This window comes from Idiomarina aquatica (assembly GCF_004362895.1).
Classification (GTDB): Bacteria; Pseudomonadota; Gammaproteobacteria; order Enterobacterales; family Alteromonadaceae; genus Idiomarina.
The window spans coordinates 22,018-36,696 of record NZ_SNXI01000021.1; the positions used below are offsets into that span (position 1 = coordinate 22,018).

At 47.0% G+C, this 14,679-nt stretch carries 13 protein-coding genes; 7 read left to right on the plus strand and 6 right to left on the minus strand.

Features of this window, described 5'->3' with window-relative positions:
• Nucleotides 1-720 precede the first annotated feature (720 nt).
• From DEU29_RS12075 to DEU29_RS12085, 3 genes are read left to right on the plus strand one after another with little or no spacing between them, the layout of a single operon-like run.
• The gene (locus tag DEU29_RS12075) at nt 721-918 is read left to right on the plus strand and encodes a helix-turn-helix transcriptional regulator (protein ID WP_110576231.1); all 198 of its coding nucleotides are present in this window, start codon (nt 721-723) and stop codon (nt 916-918) included.
• Nucleotides 919-967: 49 nt separating this feature from the next.
• On the plus strand, nt 968-2,608 hold the full coding sequence (locus DEU29_RS12080) for a DUF927 domain-containing protein (protein ID WP_243734594.1): 1,641 nt from the start codon (nt 968-970) through the stop codon (nt 2,606-2,608).
• A gap of 60 nt (nt 2,609-2,668) precedes the next feature.
• Nucleotides 2,669-3,013 (plus strand): helix-turn-helix transcriptional regulator, encoded by a 345-nt coding sequence (locus DEU29_RS12085; RefSeq protein WP_008929688.1) that lies wholly within the window; start codon nt 2,669-2,671, stop codon nt 3,011-3,013.
• A 45-nt stretch (nt 3,014-3,058) separates the two neighbouring features.
• Here DEU29_RS12085 and DEU29_RS12090 read toward each other — a convergent pair whose 3' ends face one another.
• The 6 genes from DEU29_RS12090 to rpmH form a co-directional block, all read right to left on the minus strand.
• The gene (locus DEU29_RS12090; RefSeq protein ID WP_133540609.1) at nt 3,059-4,249 is read right to left on the minus strand and encodes a site-specific integrase; all 1,191 of its coding nucleotides are present in this window, start codon (nt 4,247-4,249) and stop codon (nt 3,059-3,061) included.
• A 170-nt stretch (nt 4,250-4,419) separates the two neighbouring features.
• Entirely contained in the window at nt 4,420-5,796 is a 1,377-nt protein-coding gene (gene mnmE, locus DEU29_RS12095; protein WP_133540610.1) for a tRNA uridine-5-carboxymethylaminomethyl(34) synthesis GTPase MnmE, read from the minus strand.
• A gap of 5 nt (nt 5,797-5,801) precedes the next feature.
• Nucleotides 5,802-7,463: a membrane protein insertase YidC gene (gene yidC, locus DEU29_RS12100; RefSeq protein WP_133540611.1), complete on the minus strand. Its 1,662-nt coding sequence runs from the start codon at nt 7,461-7,463 to the stop codon at nt 5,802-5,804.
• 21 nt (nt 7,464-7,484) lie between these two features.
• Complete coding sequence (yidD, locus tag DEU29_RS12105) at nt 7,485-7,760, minus strand: membrane protein insertion efficiency factor YidD (RefSeq protein ID WP_133540612.1); 276 nt, start codon at nt 7,758-7,760, stop codon at nt 7,485-7,487.
• Nucleotides 7,715-8,092, minus strand: coding sequence for a ribonuclease P protein component (rnpA, locus tag DEU29_RS12110; protein ID WP_133540613.1), 378 nt, complete (start codon nt 8,090-8,092; stop codon nt 7,715-7,717). Before rnpA ends, yidD begins: the two co-directional genes overlap by 46 nt.
• Nucleotides 8,085-8,219: a 50S ribosomal protein L34 gene (gene rpmH / locus DEU29_RS12115; RefSeq protein ID WP_126784943.1), complete on the minus strand. Its 135-nt coding sequence runs from the start codon at nt 8,217-8,219 to the stop codon at nt 8,085-8,087. Before rpmH ends, rnpA begins: the two co-directional genes overlap by 8 nt.
• Before the next feature lie 293 nt (nt 8,220-8,512).
• Between rpmH and dnaA the strand changes: the two genes are divergently transcribed.
• From dnaA to gyrB, 4 genes are read left to right on the plus strand one after another with little or no spacing between them, the layout of a single operon-like run.
• Nucleotides 8,513-9,880, plus strand: coding sequence for a chromosomal replication initiator protein DnaA (dnaA, locus tag DEU29_RS12120; protein WP_133540614.1), 1,368 nt, complete (start codon nt 8,513-8,515; stop codon nt 9,878-9,880).
• 29 nt (nt 9,881-9,909) lie between these two features.
• Nucleotides 9,910-11,013 carry a DNA polymerase III subunit beta gene (gene dnaN, locus DEU29_RS12125; RefSeq protein ID WP_133540615.1) on the plus strand — a complete coding sequence of 368 codons (1,104 nt, stop codon included), beginning with the start codon at nt 9,910-9,912 and terminating at the stop codon, nt 11,011-11,013.
• 7 nt (nt 11,014-11,020) lie between these two features.
• The gene (gene recF / locus DEU29_RS12130; protein ID WP_133540616.1) at nt 11,021-12,121 is read left to right on the plus strand and encodes a DNA replication/repair protein RecF; all 1,101 of its coding nucleotides are present in this window, start codon (nt 11,021-11,023) and stop codon (nt 12,119-12,121) included.
• 2 nt (nt 12,122-12,123) lie between these two features.
• Nucleotides 12,124-14,541 carry a DNA topoisomerase (ATP-hydrolyzing) subunit B gene (gyrB, locus tag DEU29_RS12135; RefSeq protein WP_133540617.1) on the plus strand — a complete coding sequence of 806 codons (2,418 nt, stop codon included), beginning with the start codon at nt 12,124-12,126 and terminating at the stop codon, nt 14,539-14,541.
• Nucleotides 14,542-14,679 lie beyond the last annotated feature (138 nt).

Consider the following 14,679-nt stretch of genomic DNA (forward strand, 5'->3'; position numbering starts at 1 on the left):
GGGACTCTCCTGGAGGACTTTCCAATCGCTACACATACCTATCTGATTTGGATAACTTTGAGCTCATTCCATGCGCTCTAATATGTAGCCTCTTGGAGATATGAGCAGCACATACGCTATTAATCTGGATAAATTGTCGTCGGAATCCCAGGGCGTGAGTTTTCCAAATCAGATGGAAACGATGGGCTTTCAGTCTAGTAACCTCCCTGCAAGTGCGTCTTCGGCTGGTGCGTCCTAAGCGCCTCGAAAAAGACTCGCTGAGCACTTGTTGATGTTTTCCAGACTCGACGTTTACTGATATGGCGTGAATGGGCCTCTGAAAGGGCCTTCATGAGGCTATTTGGGTTAGCGAGCACCTGGTGCTATTCAGCCCAGCTCGAAACGGCCTCACAAAGGCCTTTCTCAAAGAAAAATGTGTGATTCGAATTCGTACAGTCATCAGTGAATCAAAATATGATTCTGAGACCGGAAAATGACTTTCACATGTGAAAGTCATGCAGCTAACTTGATCATTAAATGCACAAAATCCACTCATGTAAGCCCTAATTTTGCGATTATGACGTTCTTTTTCTGGTTTCTTGTGATTTTTATCTATTAATAATCAATGGCTTATTAGCCGACCTCTCCTTTGCGCCCTTTTTGGGCAATTCCGCGGTTCTCCCCTAAGACGAATATTTCCGATGATTGCTCCGAACGATTCACAACCCAACTGGAGTAGCCATGAAGAAACAATCAAACACCACGACTGAGCGTCTGCTGACCTATGAGGAGGTCTGCACTGTTCTGAAAACATCGCAGGCAACGCTCCGCCGCTATGTAAAACAAGGTCGGTTCCCGGCACCTGTGAAGCCGAACCCTAATGGCAGGGCTGTTCGCTTTCGCTACCAGGACGTAAAAGCCTGGCTGGACAAGCTGTGAGAGGGTGGAGCTGATGTAATATAAAGTTCAAGAAGATGGGCTCTATGGATTGTCAGGTGACCACTGGCAACGTATCGGTGGCTGGATTCAGGTGATGGCTCGCACCAGATTAACTGACAAACGTCACGGGCATGGAGCGTTGCTGGAATGGCAGAATTTCGATGGTGTGAAGCTACGCGAGGTCGTCTATGACCGAGACCTCAACAGCGATAATGCCCGACAGGTGCGAGATATGTTGGTTGATAGCGGTTATCCATTAACACCAGGGCAGGCAAGCTGGAACCGACTTCAACACTATCTGTTGGAACAGATGGCTCTGGCCGAACCGGCGACGGTGGTTAATCGAACGGGCTGGCACGGTGGAGTATTTGCTACCAGTAACTGGACGATCGGCTCTGCTGACGAGCCGCACCATTTTGTAGGCCAGTTATCAGGTTCTCCAACTTTAGAGGAGGCCGGCAGTCTCAGCGACTGGCAGACTTATGTCGGTCAGCTATGCCGAGGCAACCCACTTGCGATATTCAGCATTGGAACGGCACTGGCTGGGCCACTGATTGCGTCTGCTGGTATGGAAAATGGCGCCATCCATCTGGTTGGAGCATCGTCGACCGGAAAGACCACCTTGTTGCAGTTGGCGGCTAGCGTGTATGGGGGAAACCGCTATGTTCGCAGTTGGATCTCAACCAGTAACGGGTTAGCGGCAGTCTCATCAGAGCACAACGACATGTTGTTGCCTTTAGATGAGATCGGCATGGCTCGTCCGGAAGACATCGATACGGCGATATATCAGATCATGAACGGCTCAGGGAAACTACGCGCAAACGTTTCGGGCGAGCTGGCCGCAACTTCGCACTGGCGAACGTTGGTGTTGAGTAGCGGCGAAGTCTGGATTGCAGAGCTGCTTCAGCAGATAGGTAAACCGTTGCGCGCAGGCCAGCAGATTCGTCTGGTGGAGCTCCCGGTGTTTGGCACCTACGGTGCGTTCGAGGAACTACATGGCCACAATCATCCGCAACAGTTTGTGGACGAGCTGAAATCATCTTGTCAGCGCTACCACGGCACTGTCATTCGGGAGTGGGTGTCATTGCTGACCGAACGTCACACTGAGCTAAGTCAGTATCTAAATCATGAGGTTGGTCGTCTGAGCGGTGCTTGGGCAAACGATCAGATGGCATCCCAGGTGCAACGTGTCATCCGGCGTTTTGCCTTGATTGGTGCAGCACTTTGCCTCGGAAGCAGAAATTTCATCCTCCCATGGTCCGAAGAGGAGTCTCTATCGGCAGTCCACAGAACTCTGAAGGCTTGGCTGGATAATAGAGGCCACTCCAGAAACTCTGAGGAATTCCGGCTTCTCAAAGCGCTGGAGCGGGCAATGAAAGTCTGGGAGCGCAGTCTCAGTGATATTGAACAAGCGAGTGGCCAGGGGGGAGCTGGTTTTCGACGCTCACACGAGGGGCGCGAGTTGTGGTTGATCTATAAATCGCACTTCCTGAAGCGGCTCGGGCTGCCGACCCATTACATGAGGGAAGTGGAGGTGCTGTTACAGCGTGACTGCTTGGTGAGTAATGAGCGCTCCCGGGGGACCTACAAAACCAGGGTCAACGGAGATTTTCAGCGGTTTTTCGCGCTCAGGCCTGACCAAGTTAGACGGCAACTTGAAGAACTGGAGAGGATTGAACATGAGGACTGACGTGGTGTTCCCAATTTCCCAGTTTTCCCACTTTGGTTATGGCGGCGTAGGGGTAGAGCGATGACAGAAAAAGAAATGTTACAGCGAGTATTGCAGGACATGATGGTCCTCAAAAAAATCATTTTGGACCACATTAATGGCAGCAAGGCCCCGGAGGCCGACAAGGAGATCATGAGTCTTGAAGACTGTGCGGAATACACGGGGCTGAAGAAAAGCACCCTGTACCAGCTAACCTCCCAAAAGAAGATTCCTCATTTCAAGCCAAATGGTCACCGGATTTTCTTTCGCCGTGCAGATATCCTGAAATGGCTCCAGTCCAATCGGATCGCGACGGCGGAAGAGATTGAACAGTCGGCTGCTCAGCACCTGGTGAGCCACCGAAGACCAGGACGGCGGAGTGTTTGATGTGGGGCAGGTGTAAAGAGGGGCTGTGAAAGCCCCTCTCGTCACTTAGGCTGCACATTCCCCAACCTCGTCCAGTGTATCCTCAAATATGTCAGGAAAACTCCTCATGGCCTCTGTACGGCGAGTTTCGAGTATGTCCGCGTAGATCTCCGTGGTTCTGAGCTCGCTGTGGCCCAGAAGCCGGGACAACGAGTAGATATCCACACCCCTGGCCAGCTGATTGACCGCAAAGGTGTGCCGTCCGGCATGGAAAGTGACATTCTTGGTGATTCCTGCCCGCATGACCCACTGCGCTAATGCAACGTTGGTGTAGGAGTCATACTTCAGACCCTTGAATACCCTATCACCTGGCTTACCGCGATTCTCCAGGTTCAACAATCTCACCGCTGAGTCTGGAAGATCCAGGTATTGCAGTGAGTTCCCGGCGTTCACCAGCTTCTTCTGCCGAAAAATGATGCGGTAGTGGTCATCAGCGAATTCCTCTATCTCACCCCAGACCAGCTTGTGGATATCTGACCAGCGAAGGCCAGTAGTGCAGGAAAACAGGAAAGCCCGCCGCAGCACGTCATACCGGCACTCGGCTTTGGTCAGAGCCCGGACCTCTTCCAAGGTCAGGTAAGTCCGTTTCGTGTTTTCCGGCTTGATGGACTTAACCTGTTGAACCGGGTTGTCGCGGACAATGCCGTCCCGATAGGCCTGGTTGAGCGCTGCCCGAACCTTGTTGAAGTAACTGCTGGTCGTGTTCTTGGCCAGTTTGGTACCCGATTTGGTAGTGGCTTCATGCTGAAGGTAATGCCGGAACCCCTCCAGAAATCGTTTATCGACTTGCTCAAAGGTAAGTTCAGACAAGCCATGGTAACGGTGCAGGTGATGACGGGTGGAGATCCAGATCGAATGGTTGGATTTGCTTCCGGAAGCCTTCTCGTCGGTCAACTGGTCGAAGTAATCGAAGAAGCTGGCAGACAGCTTGGTCCGATCATCCAATCCATGTCGTGACGACTCGATTTCCAACAGCCGCTTTGCCCGGATGGCCTCAGCCTTCTGATTCACGGTCTTGTTGTGCTCACGCTCCGCCGGAAGGCGGGGTTTGTCGTAGAGGAACAGGTTCAGGGGTTCATATGAGCGCTTCTGCGCCCGAGAACCGTCCTGACCCGTCTTAGAACCGTGATAGTAGACCAGTCGCAAGGCACGGTGGCCGTTCTTATCTGGTTCGCGTTTCTGGATAGTGATTTTCATGTTTTGCTCCTTTTGTGCTCCGAGTGCTCCGAAAACTTATACTCGGAGCACACACGGAGCAAGAGGGGGCAAAACGGATCAAATTGCCTGCAAAGAAATAGAATGAATTTCTTTATAAAACAATGGGTTATTTGTATTTGGTTGGATGCTTTTCGATCTTTTTGGCCGTTTCACTTCCCGATACAGAATGACCCGAAAATTTGACCGAGTAAATCATCAGACGTGAATTCACCGGTTATTTCGTTTAGGTGTTGCTGAGCTAAGCGAAGTTCTTCTGCCAATAACTCTCCAGCTAAACTCATTTCTAATTGTTCCTGGCCTTGTAATAAATGGTCTTTAGCTTTTGCTAACGCGTCTAAATGACGACGCCGTGCCATAAAACTACCTTCTGCGCTTGTCGAATAACCAACGCAGTGCTTAAGGTGCTCGCGCAGTAATTCAATGCCATGACCTGTTTTCGCCGATAAATGAACAACCGGGATGCCGTTATGCTCATCCATGCCTGTCGACTCTTTAGTCAAGTCGACCTTATTTCGAACAACGGTATATGGCATATCTTCGGGTAATTGAGCGAAAAACTCGGGCCAAATATCATCAGGATGGACAGCATTGGTCTCCTGGCTATCAACCATAAACAATACACGGTCGGCTTGGCGTATTTCTTCCCAGGCCCGCTCGATACCGATCTGTTCCACTTGGTCGGGAGATTCACGTAGCCCGGCGGTGTCGATAATATGCAGTGGCATACCATCGATTTGGATATGTTCGCGTAATACGTCGCGCGTCGTTCCTGCAATTTCTGTGACGATTGCTGATTCGCGTCCGGCTAACGCGTTGAGTAAGCTGGACTTACCCGCATTGGGTCGGCCTGCGATGACAATACGCATACCTTCGCGCATTAAAGTGCCTTGGCGAGCCTGTTGTTCTATATGGAACAATTGTTCGATGATGTCGGTTAAGTCGCCGGCAACTTTACCATCCGAAAGAAAGTCGATTTCTTCGTCAGGAAAATCAATAGCGGCCTCAACGTACATTCGCAAGTGGATAACAGCGTCGACGAGTTGGTCGATTTTATGTGAGAACTCGCCTTTTAAACTTTGTAGTGCCGCTTTAGCCGCTTGTTCAGAGTTGGTATCGATAAGGTCTGCGATTGCTTCCGCTTGAGTCAAATCTAACTTGTCGTTAAGAAATGCTCGTTCGCTGAACTCGCCAGGGCGGGCAGGGCGTATGTCGGGAATTTCCAGAATGGCTTTGATGATCATATCAATCAAAATTGGACCACCATGCCCCTGAAGTTCTAAGACATCTTCACCGGTAAAGGAATTAGGACCCGGGAAGTAAATAGCGATACCTTCGTCAAGTAATTCACCGGCGCTATTATAAAATGGCAGGTATTCCGCCTTGCGAGGTTTAGGACATTGGCCAAGCAATATTTCTGCAACGTTTTTGCAGGCTTTACCGCTGACCCGAACAATACCAACACCACCGCGCCCAGGCGGGGTAGCCTGGGCAACAATGGTGTCGTGGGTAAAGTCATTATCGTGCATAGCGATTACTTACCGCGAACGTTAATGCCTTTTTTCTCGAGGCCTTTGTAAATAATTAACATCTGCGCAATGGTAATCAAGTTACTAACCAACCAGTATAGTACCAGCCCTGATGGGAACCACAGGAAAAATACTGTAAAGATAACCGGCATGTACTGGAACAGTTTCTGTTGCATTGGATCCGCAGTCGGTGTCGGCTGCAGTTTTTGCATCAGGAACATGCTGGCACCCATTAGGATAGGTAAGATGTAGTACGGGTCTTTAGTTGACAGATCCTGAATCCAGAATACGAATTCTGAGTGACGCAGTTCCACACTTTCCAGTAATACCCAGTATAACGCCAGGAATATGGGAAGTTGTAACAACATCGGTAGGCAACCACCCAGAGGATTAACTTTTTCCTCTTTGTAGAGCTTCATCATTGCCTGAGACATTTTCTGACGGTCAGAACCATAACGCTCGCGCATTGCCGTCATTTTAGGCTGCAGCATCCGCATTTTTGCCATTGACACATATTGTGCCTTGGTCAGAGGGAATAACGCTGCTTTTACCACAACGGTCGTTAGGATAATCGCCAGACCCCAGTTCAAGACAAGGCTTTGCAAGAATTGAAGCAGTTTGAAAATGGGCTGCGCCAGCCACCACAAGAAACCATAATCAACCGTTAAATCAAGATTCTCGACCAAAGCGGCCATTGAGTCTTGATCTTTAGGGCCAAGATAAATGGTTGATTCAATCACTGCCGTTTCTCCGGCATTGATTTGTTCCATTGGGTAGATGACACCAATGATAGCTTGCGAGTTATCGGCTACACGGGAGAATAAGCGGTTATCCTGCTGCTGCGTCGGAATCCATGCAGATACAAAATAATGCTCGAGCATACTAACCCAACCAGTCTGAGTCGAAACATTGAGACGTTGGTCTTGCATGTCCTCAAAATCGTATTTTTCGAACTTATCGTCATCGTGTGAGTAGGCAGCACCAAAGTATGTCGGCATGATCATGCTACCGCCTTCGCCTGCTGTCATTGTTTGCTGCAGTTGACCGTAAAATTGTAGTTGTTGTGCCTCGTTGGCGTTGTTTAAAATTTCGTAACGCACGCCAACGTCATACTGGCCTTGTTTGAACGAAAATATCTTTTTAACAACCGTGCCATCTGCTTTTTGATAGGTTAGGGGAACTTCTAAGGTTCCGTTTTCCATCACATATTCAGTTTTCTCGACAGAGAATTCAGCCCGGCCGCCACTTGAGTCAATACCATCGGGACCAATCAGACCAGATTGAGCGATATAAAGGTTACCTGGCTCTCGCTGCAGTAATTGAAAACGTTGCTCTGAATCCAGTGATTGAGCAAATTCAAGCAATTTTGCCGAGACGATATCGCCGCCTTTAGCGTCAATAACAATATCAAGAACGTCGGTTTTAACTTCGACTAGCTGACCGGTATTTGTCTTAGCAACCGGACTATCACCATCAGGAACTGATGAATCACCGGGCACACTACCTTGAGGTTCTGGTACTGTGGAGTCGCTATTACTCGTTGTTGACGTGCTTGTCGTGTTGCTTGGTGCCTGAGTTCCCGGCGCTGTATCGACCATCCAGGTCTGAAACAGGAAAAAGGACACCACTAAAAAAGCAATAAAAAGTATCGATCGTGGCGAATTCATAGTGATTTCGTCTCTAAGTTGCTACTGTTCTTGTGAATGAAAAGCGTCTTTGTTGTCACGGGTAGGTTCGGGAACCGGATCAAATCCGCCCTCGCTACCCGGGTGGCAGCGAGCTATGCGCTTAGCCGCCAATCCAACGCCCTTAATTGTACCGTGTTTCTCTATCGCCTCACAGGCATAATGTGAACAACTCGGGTAAAAACGACAGCGTGGACCTAATAGTGGAGAAATAACCCACTGGTAGATCTTGATTACTGCGATTGGTATTGCTTGCAGCGCTTTGCCAGTTTTCGCCATAAATAGTTCAACGTGTCATTGAGTTCGGTATTGTCGAGGTCTACGATACCTTGTTTGGCAATAACCACAATGTCGAAATTAGGGATTTTGTGTTGCTTTAAGCGAAAGGTTTCGCGAACTCTGCGTTTAATGCGATTACGCTGCACCGCTGTTTTAGCGCGTTTTTTACTGACCGTTACGCCAATTCTGGGATTATCAAGCGTATTCGGGGTTGCAAGCATTGTAATATGCGCTGTGACTGCTTTTACAGGGGGATTTGAGAAAACAGTTTGAAACTGAGAGGGAGTTAGCAGGCGCAACTCCCTTCCATAAGCGAGAGTGTTATTATGCACTCAGTACTTTACGACCACGTGCACGACGACGTGCAATGACTTTACGGCCGTTCTTTGTTGCCATGCGAGCACGGAAACCGTGACTACGCTTGCGTTTTAATACGCTGGGTTGAAAAGTTCTTTTCATAACAGTTATTCCATCGGTCAAAGCTAAAATTTTAGAGCGCGGATCTTACCGATCTTTTTGGCAGTAGTCAACAAGTGAATGGCCTCGGTGTGATTATATTTTGTGTTTTTTAATCCACATTTTAATAGTCCATAACTATGGTTTATGTGGATAATAGTATGGGTTACTCACAATTATGCTCATGACTAAAGCGTTAAATTTATCCGTTATTTATCGTTTATAGGTGGCGTGATAAAACGCGCTGAAGTACAATCATTGTAACGAATAATTATAAAGAAGATGGAGATGTTAGTGTGAATAATTCGCTTTGGCAGCAGTGTTCAGAACGACTGCAATCTGATCTACCCTTGCAGCAGTTCAACACATGGATTCGCCCGATTCAGGCAGAACAGTCAAGCGACACACTAAGCTTATACGCGCCGAATATTTACTCAGTGGATTGGGTCCGTGATAAGTACTTAAAGACGATCAACACGATCCTCAATGAATTGACGGATAATAAAGCGCCAAAGGTCATTATAAAGGTTGGTAATGTAAGCAGTAGTAGCGAATCCAAGACGGCTCCAGCTCGTTCGCGACAAGCGCCCAGACGAACAGGCCCTACCTTTGGTCAGCTGGCACCCGATGAAAATGAAGTGTTTGAAAGTAATATTCACCCGGAATACACCTTTGATAATTTCGTAGAGGGTAAGTCGAATCAATTAGCTCGTGCAGCAGCCATTCAAGTCGCTGAAAACCCAGGTGGCGTTTATAACCCACTATTTGTGTATGGTGGTACAGGTCTGGGTAAAACCCATTTGTTACATGCCGTTGGCAACGGGATTATGGCACACAAGAAGGGTGCAAAGGTCTTTTATATCCGCGCTGAGCGTTTTGTTCAGGACATGGTTAACTCAATTCGTAATAGTTCGACCAATGAGTTTAAACGCTATTATCGCTCTGTCGATGCGTTACTTATTGATGATATTCACTTCTTTGCGAATAAGAAAGGCTCTCAAGAGGAGTTTTTCCACACCTTTAACGCCTTACTCGAAGGCAACCAGCAGATCATTATGACAAGCGATCTTTACCCTAAAGAGATCGATGGGGTGGAAGACAGATTAAAGTCTCGTTTTGGCTGGGGATTGACTATAGCTATTGAACCACCCGAACTTGAAACACGTGTAGCGATTCTTATGCGTAAGGCGGAAGAGCGCGGTTTGCATATGCCACATGAAGTTGCTTTTTTCATCGCCAAACGCCTGCGCTCGAATGTACGCGAACTTGAAGGGGCGCTGAACCGAGTGGTGGCAAATGTGTCTTTAACAGGACGTGCTATTACGATAGATTTTGTCAGAGAGGCGTTACGCGATCTTATTGCAGCGCAGGAAAAGCTCGTTACGATAGATAATATCCAAAAAACCGTGGCCGAGTATTACAATATCAAGTTGGCAGATATTCTATCTAAAAGGCGCAGTCGCAGTGTTGCCCGGCCGAGGCAGTTAGCTATGGCGTTAGCAAAAGAGTTGACCAACCATAGCTTACCGGAGATTGGCGATGCATTTGGCGGTCGCGATCACACAACGGTTTTGCACGCATGTAGGCAAATTCAGAAATTGAAAGACGAACAACACGATATAAAAGAAGACTATAGAAACCTTATTCGCACCTTGTCGTCGTAGTGCGAACCGGGATAGCCAGGGGAAGAACAATGAAATTTAACGTAAGTCGGGATGCGTTTTTAAAACCGTTGCAGGTAGTAAGTGGAGCAGTAGAGCGTCGCCATACTTTACCTATTCTTTCGAATTTACTGTTACAAATCGAAGGCGATCGTCTACGATTAACGGGCACCGATCTCGAGGTAGAGTTAGTTTCTTCGGTTGCTGTAAATGGCGCTGGTGGCGATGGTGCGGTTACTGTGCCCGCAAAAAAGCTTGTCGATATCGTTAGGAGCTTGCCGGAAGACTCGAACATTGAGTTTTCTGCAGAGGAAGATAAAGCGTTCGTTCGCTCGGGGCGATCGAAATTCAAACTTAGCACACTTCCCGCTGATGACTTTCCCAATATCGACGACTGGACTAGCGATATAAATTTCGTTAGCGACCAAGTCGTATTAAAACGACTGATGGAAAAAACCCACTTCTCGATGGCGAATCAAGATGTTCGCTATTACCTCAATGGCATGTTATTTGAAACAGATAATGGCATGCTTCGCTCGGTAGCAACTGACGGGCATCGTTTAGCGATGAGTAGCTGCGCAGTAGAGCAACCTGGCTTGGCGCAAAAACAGGTGATTGTTCCACGTAAAGGTGTAGTTGAACTCCTGCGTCTGCTGGGCGAAGAGGAAGCCGAGGTGTCGGTGGCTATTGGCAACAATCATATTCGAATTGAAAATGAAACGATTGTGTTTACCAGTAAATTGGTAGATGGTCGCTTCCCTGATTACCGACGTGTACTCCCTAGCGGTGGCGATAAAATCGTGGTTGCTGATCGTGATTTGCTGCGGCAAGCGTTCGGACGCGCGTCTATTCTGTCTAATGAGAAATTCCGGGGCGTGCGCTTAAATCTAGCTTCGGGCGAGTTATGTATTACTGCGACTAACCCTGAACAGGAACAGGCTGAGGAAGTTATTGAAGTTGATTACCAGGGTGAGGAGTTAGAGATAGGGTTCAACGTGAGTTATCTTCTGGATGTTTTAAATAACGTGGACGATAACGAAATTCGTTTTACTCTAGCAGACTCCAATAGCAGTGCGTTGATCGAGCCAAATCATGATGACTCCTGCTGTTATGTTGTTATGCCAATGAGGTTGTAACTCAATAATGCGGGTTGTTCGTTTTATGGGGGAGGATTTTCGTAATTTTAAACGGGTTGAATTCTCTCCCCATAACAACGTAAATATTATTTTTGGCGATAATGGCTCCGGTAAAACGAGTTTATTGGAAGCATTATATTTGTTTGGCTTCGGGCGTAGTTTTCGGCCTGGAGGATTCCGTCCCCTAATTAATTCGCAAGCGGAAAAGTTTACGTTGTTTATTGAGGCAAAATCGGACTCTGGTGATGCCTTGAATAAATTTGGAATGGCTCGCTACCAGGGCGGTGATAACCAAATCCGTATTAATGGTGGAGGCAACACCAAGCTATCTGAACTTGCGAGTTATTTCCCAGTCCAGTTGTTTACTCCCGAGTCGGTAGACGTAGTTTATGGTGGGCCGAGTGGAAGGCGTCAATTAATTGATTGGGGTGTGTTCCACGTGGAACATTCTTTTTTTGAAGTTTGGTCGAATTACAATAAAGTACTTCAACACCGAAACAAACTATTAAAACGGAACCGTAGTAATTACAGTCTTTCACAAGACAAGTTTTGGCTTGACCAACTTAGCAAGTACGGTGAAAAAATCACTTTGCTCAGAAAACAGTACCTATCAAACCTACGTAAATATTTCCTCGATACGACGAAATTATTCTTACCAAATGTTACACTGGACGTTTCGCTAAAGCTTGGTTGGGATCAGAATAAGACTTTTGAAGAAGCACTTACTAGTGCTCTTGATAGTGACCTAAAATATGGCCATACGACAGTGGGGCCTCATAAAGCGGATCTAACCATAACTGCGGATGGTGTTTCCGCACGAGAATACCTATCGAGAGGACAGATGAAAGTCCTCGTCGCAAGTTTAAAATTGAGCCAAGCACAACTTCTGCGAGAGACCACAGGTAAGTCGTGTATAATAATTGTAGATGATTTAACCTCAGAGCTTGACCGAGAAAATCAAAAGAAATTTTGCGCAGTACTAGAGAATAGTGGATCACAAGTTTTTTTAAGTACGGTGAGCATTAATAATCTTACCGAAAATTTCAAAGAACGACCCGAAATGTTCCACGTGGAACAGGGAATTCTAAAACGTCATATTGAGAAATAACTATGGAAGAGAATAACTACGGATCATCCAGTATTAAGGTCTTAAAAGGGCTTGATGCGGTGCGTAAACGTCCAGGCATGTACATCGGGGATACTGATGATGGAACGGGTCTTCACCATATGGTTTTTGAGGTGGTGGATAACTCGATAGACGAAGCGTTGGCTGGGCATTGTTCTGAAATTCTGGTTACCATTCACTCGGACGGCTCTGTGTCAGTACGAGATGACGGACGGGGAATTCCCGTAGATATCCACGAGGAAGAGGGGGTATCTGCAGCTCAGGTCATCATGACGGTATTGCATGCCGGTGGTAAGTTCGATGATAACTCCTATAAAGTTTCCGGTGGTCTCCATGGTGTTGGGGTTTCAGTTGTTAACGCCTTATCTGATAAACTGACGCTAACCATCCGACGTCAGGGGCATATCTACGAGCAGACTTACCATCTAGGTGAGCCAGAGTCTGATGTACAACAGGTTGGAGATACAGAGGCAACAGGAACCGAACTTCGTTTCTGGCCTAGCAATGAGATTTTCACTGATACGTTATTCCATTACGATATTCTGGCAAAACGCCTACGCGAATTATCATTTCTGAATTCGGGTGTCGCTATCAGATTACGTGATGAGAGAGATGAGCGTGAAGATTTATTTAAATACGAGGGTGGCATCGCTGCTTTTGTTAATTATTTGAATAAAGCAAAAACGCCGATTCACCCAGAGGCATTTCATTTTTCGCTCGAAAGAGACGACGGTATTGCCGTTGAAGTGAGTATGCAATGGAACGATTCATTCCAGGAAAATATTTACTGTTACACTAACAATATTCCACAACGGGATGGCGGAACCCACTTAGCCGGCTTCAGAGCTGCGTTGACACGTACTTTAAATAGCTTTATGGAAAAAGAAGGCTTTGCCAAAAAAGCTAAAACTAGTGCGACGGGTGATGATGCTCGTGAAGGTCTAACTGCTGTAATTTCAGTTAAAGTACCGGATCCTAAATTTTCTTCACAGACCAAAGATAAACTGGTGTCATCAGAAGTTAAAACTGCAGTAGAGCAGGCGATGAACGAACGTTTATCAGATTTTTTGCTCGAACGTCCACAAGACGCAAAACTGATCGTTAATAAGATTATTGATGCGGCTCGCGCGCGAGAAGCAGCCCGTAAAGCGCGCGAAATGACACGCCGCAAAGGCGCTCTGGACATCGCCGGCTTACCGGGGAAATTGGCAGATTGCCAGGAAAAAGACCCTGCACTATCTGAACTTTATATTGTGGAGGGTGACTCTGCGGGCGGTTCAGCAAAGCAAGGACGTAACAGAAAGAACCAAGCCATTTTGCCACTAAAAGGTAAAATCCTTAACGTAGAAAAGGCTCGGTTTGACAAGATGCTGTCTTCGCAAGAGGTCGGAACATTAATTACCGCAATGGGTTGTGGTATCGGCCGTGATGAATACGACCCCGATAAAACGCGTTACCACCGAATTATTATCATGACGGATGCCGACGTAGATGGCTCTCACATTCGGACACTATTGCTAACGTTTTTCTATCGCCAAATGCCAGAAATTATTGAGCGCGGCTATATTTATATTGCACAGCCACCGCTTTATAAGGTTAAAAAAGGCAAGCAGGAAACCTACATAAAGGACGATCCTGCCTTAATTCGCTATTTAACTAGTCTCGCATTGGACAACGCTTCGTTGCATGTGAATGCCGACGCACCGGGTATTGCCGGTGAACGCCTAGAATACTTAGTCAATGGCTATCAATTAGCTCAAGAAACAATTAAGCGTCTTAGTCGCAGAATCCCTGAGAAGTTTCTTCAACGTCTTTTCTATGCTGAACAACTAACGGACGAGCGTTTAAAAGATAAAAGCTTTATGGAAAATTGGGTGAAAGCACTGAACGAAGATCTAACGGCGCGAGAAGTTGATTCAGCAACTTACACTATCAGTCTAAAAGAAGACGCTGAGCGCAACATGTGGCTTCCGTCGACTAACATTCGCCAACACGGTGTTGATACGGAATACCCTTTAAGTTACGAATTTCTCATGTCTAAAGATTATGAACAGATAGTAACGGTAGGGTGGGAGATTGACTCGCTAATAGAAGAAGGTGGTTACGTAACACGTGGCGACAAGAAGCAGCCGATTGATCACTTTGTTGAAGCTGTCGAATGGCTGATTGGCGAATCAAAGCGCGGTTTGTACGTGCAGCGTTATAAAGGGTTAGGAGAGATGAACCCTGAACAACTTTGGGAAACAACTATGGATCCTGAAACACGCCGTATGTTGCAAGTAACCATTGAAGATGCGATTGGCGCTGACCAACTGTTTACTACCTTAATGGGTGACGATGTTGAGCCACGTCGAGCATTCATTGAGAGTAACGCGTTAAAAGTAGCTAATCTGGATGTCTAATAAAATTAGATGACCGGGAATAAAAAAAGCCTCGATACTCGAGTAATGCTTGTCAGTTAAGCTAATGGCTAGCGGCTTTATAAGGCGACCGCATCGGATAACGTTGCGGTCGCCTTTTTATTGCACGAGGATAATGCC

Excerpts from the sequence above, each read along its gene's own strand:
- dnaN (WP_133540615.1), top strand. The coding sequence starts at position 9,910 with ATGAAATTTAACGTAAGTCGGGATGCGTTTTTAAAACCGTTGCAGGTA.
- DEU29_RS12090 (WP_133540609.1), bottom strand. The coding sequence starts at position 4,249 with ATGAAAATCACTATCCAGAAACGCGAACCAGATAAGAACGGCCACCGT.
- yidD (WP_133540612.1), bottom strand. The coding sequence starts at position 7,760 with ATGGCGAAAACTGGCAAAGCGCTGCAAGCAATACCAATCGCAGTAATC.
- recF (WP_133540616.1), top strand. The coding sequence starts at position 11,021 with ATGCGGGTTGTTCGTTTTATGGGGGAGGATTTTCGTAATTTTAAACGG.
- mnmE (WP_133540610.1), bottom strand. The coding sequence starts at position 5,796 with ATGCACGATAATGACTTTACCCACGACACCATTGTTGCCCAGGCTACC.
- rpmH (WP_126784943.1), bottom strand. The coding sequence starts at position 8,219 with ATGAAAAGAACTTTTCAACCCAGCGTATTAAAACGCAAGCGTAGTCAC.
- DEU29_RS12085 (WP_008929688.1), top strand. The coding sequence starts at position 2,669 with ATGACAGAAAAAGAAATGTTACAGCGAGTATTGCAGGACATGATGGTC.
- gyrB (WP_133540617.1), top strand. The coding sequence starts at position 12,124 with ATGGAAGAGAATAACTACGGATCATCCAGTATTAAGGTCTTAAAAGGG.
- yidC (WP_133540611.1), bottom strand. The coding sequence starts at position 7,463 with ATGAATTCGCCACGATCGATACTTTTTATTGCTTTTTTAGTGGTGTCC.
- DEU29_RS12075 (WP_110576231.1), top strand. The coding sequence starts at position 721 with ATGAAGAAACAATCAAACACCACGACTGAGCGTCTGCTGACCTATGAG.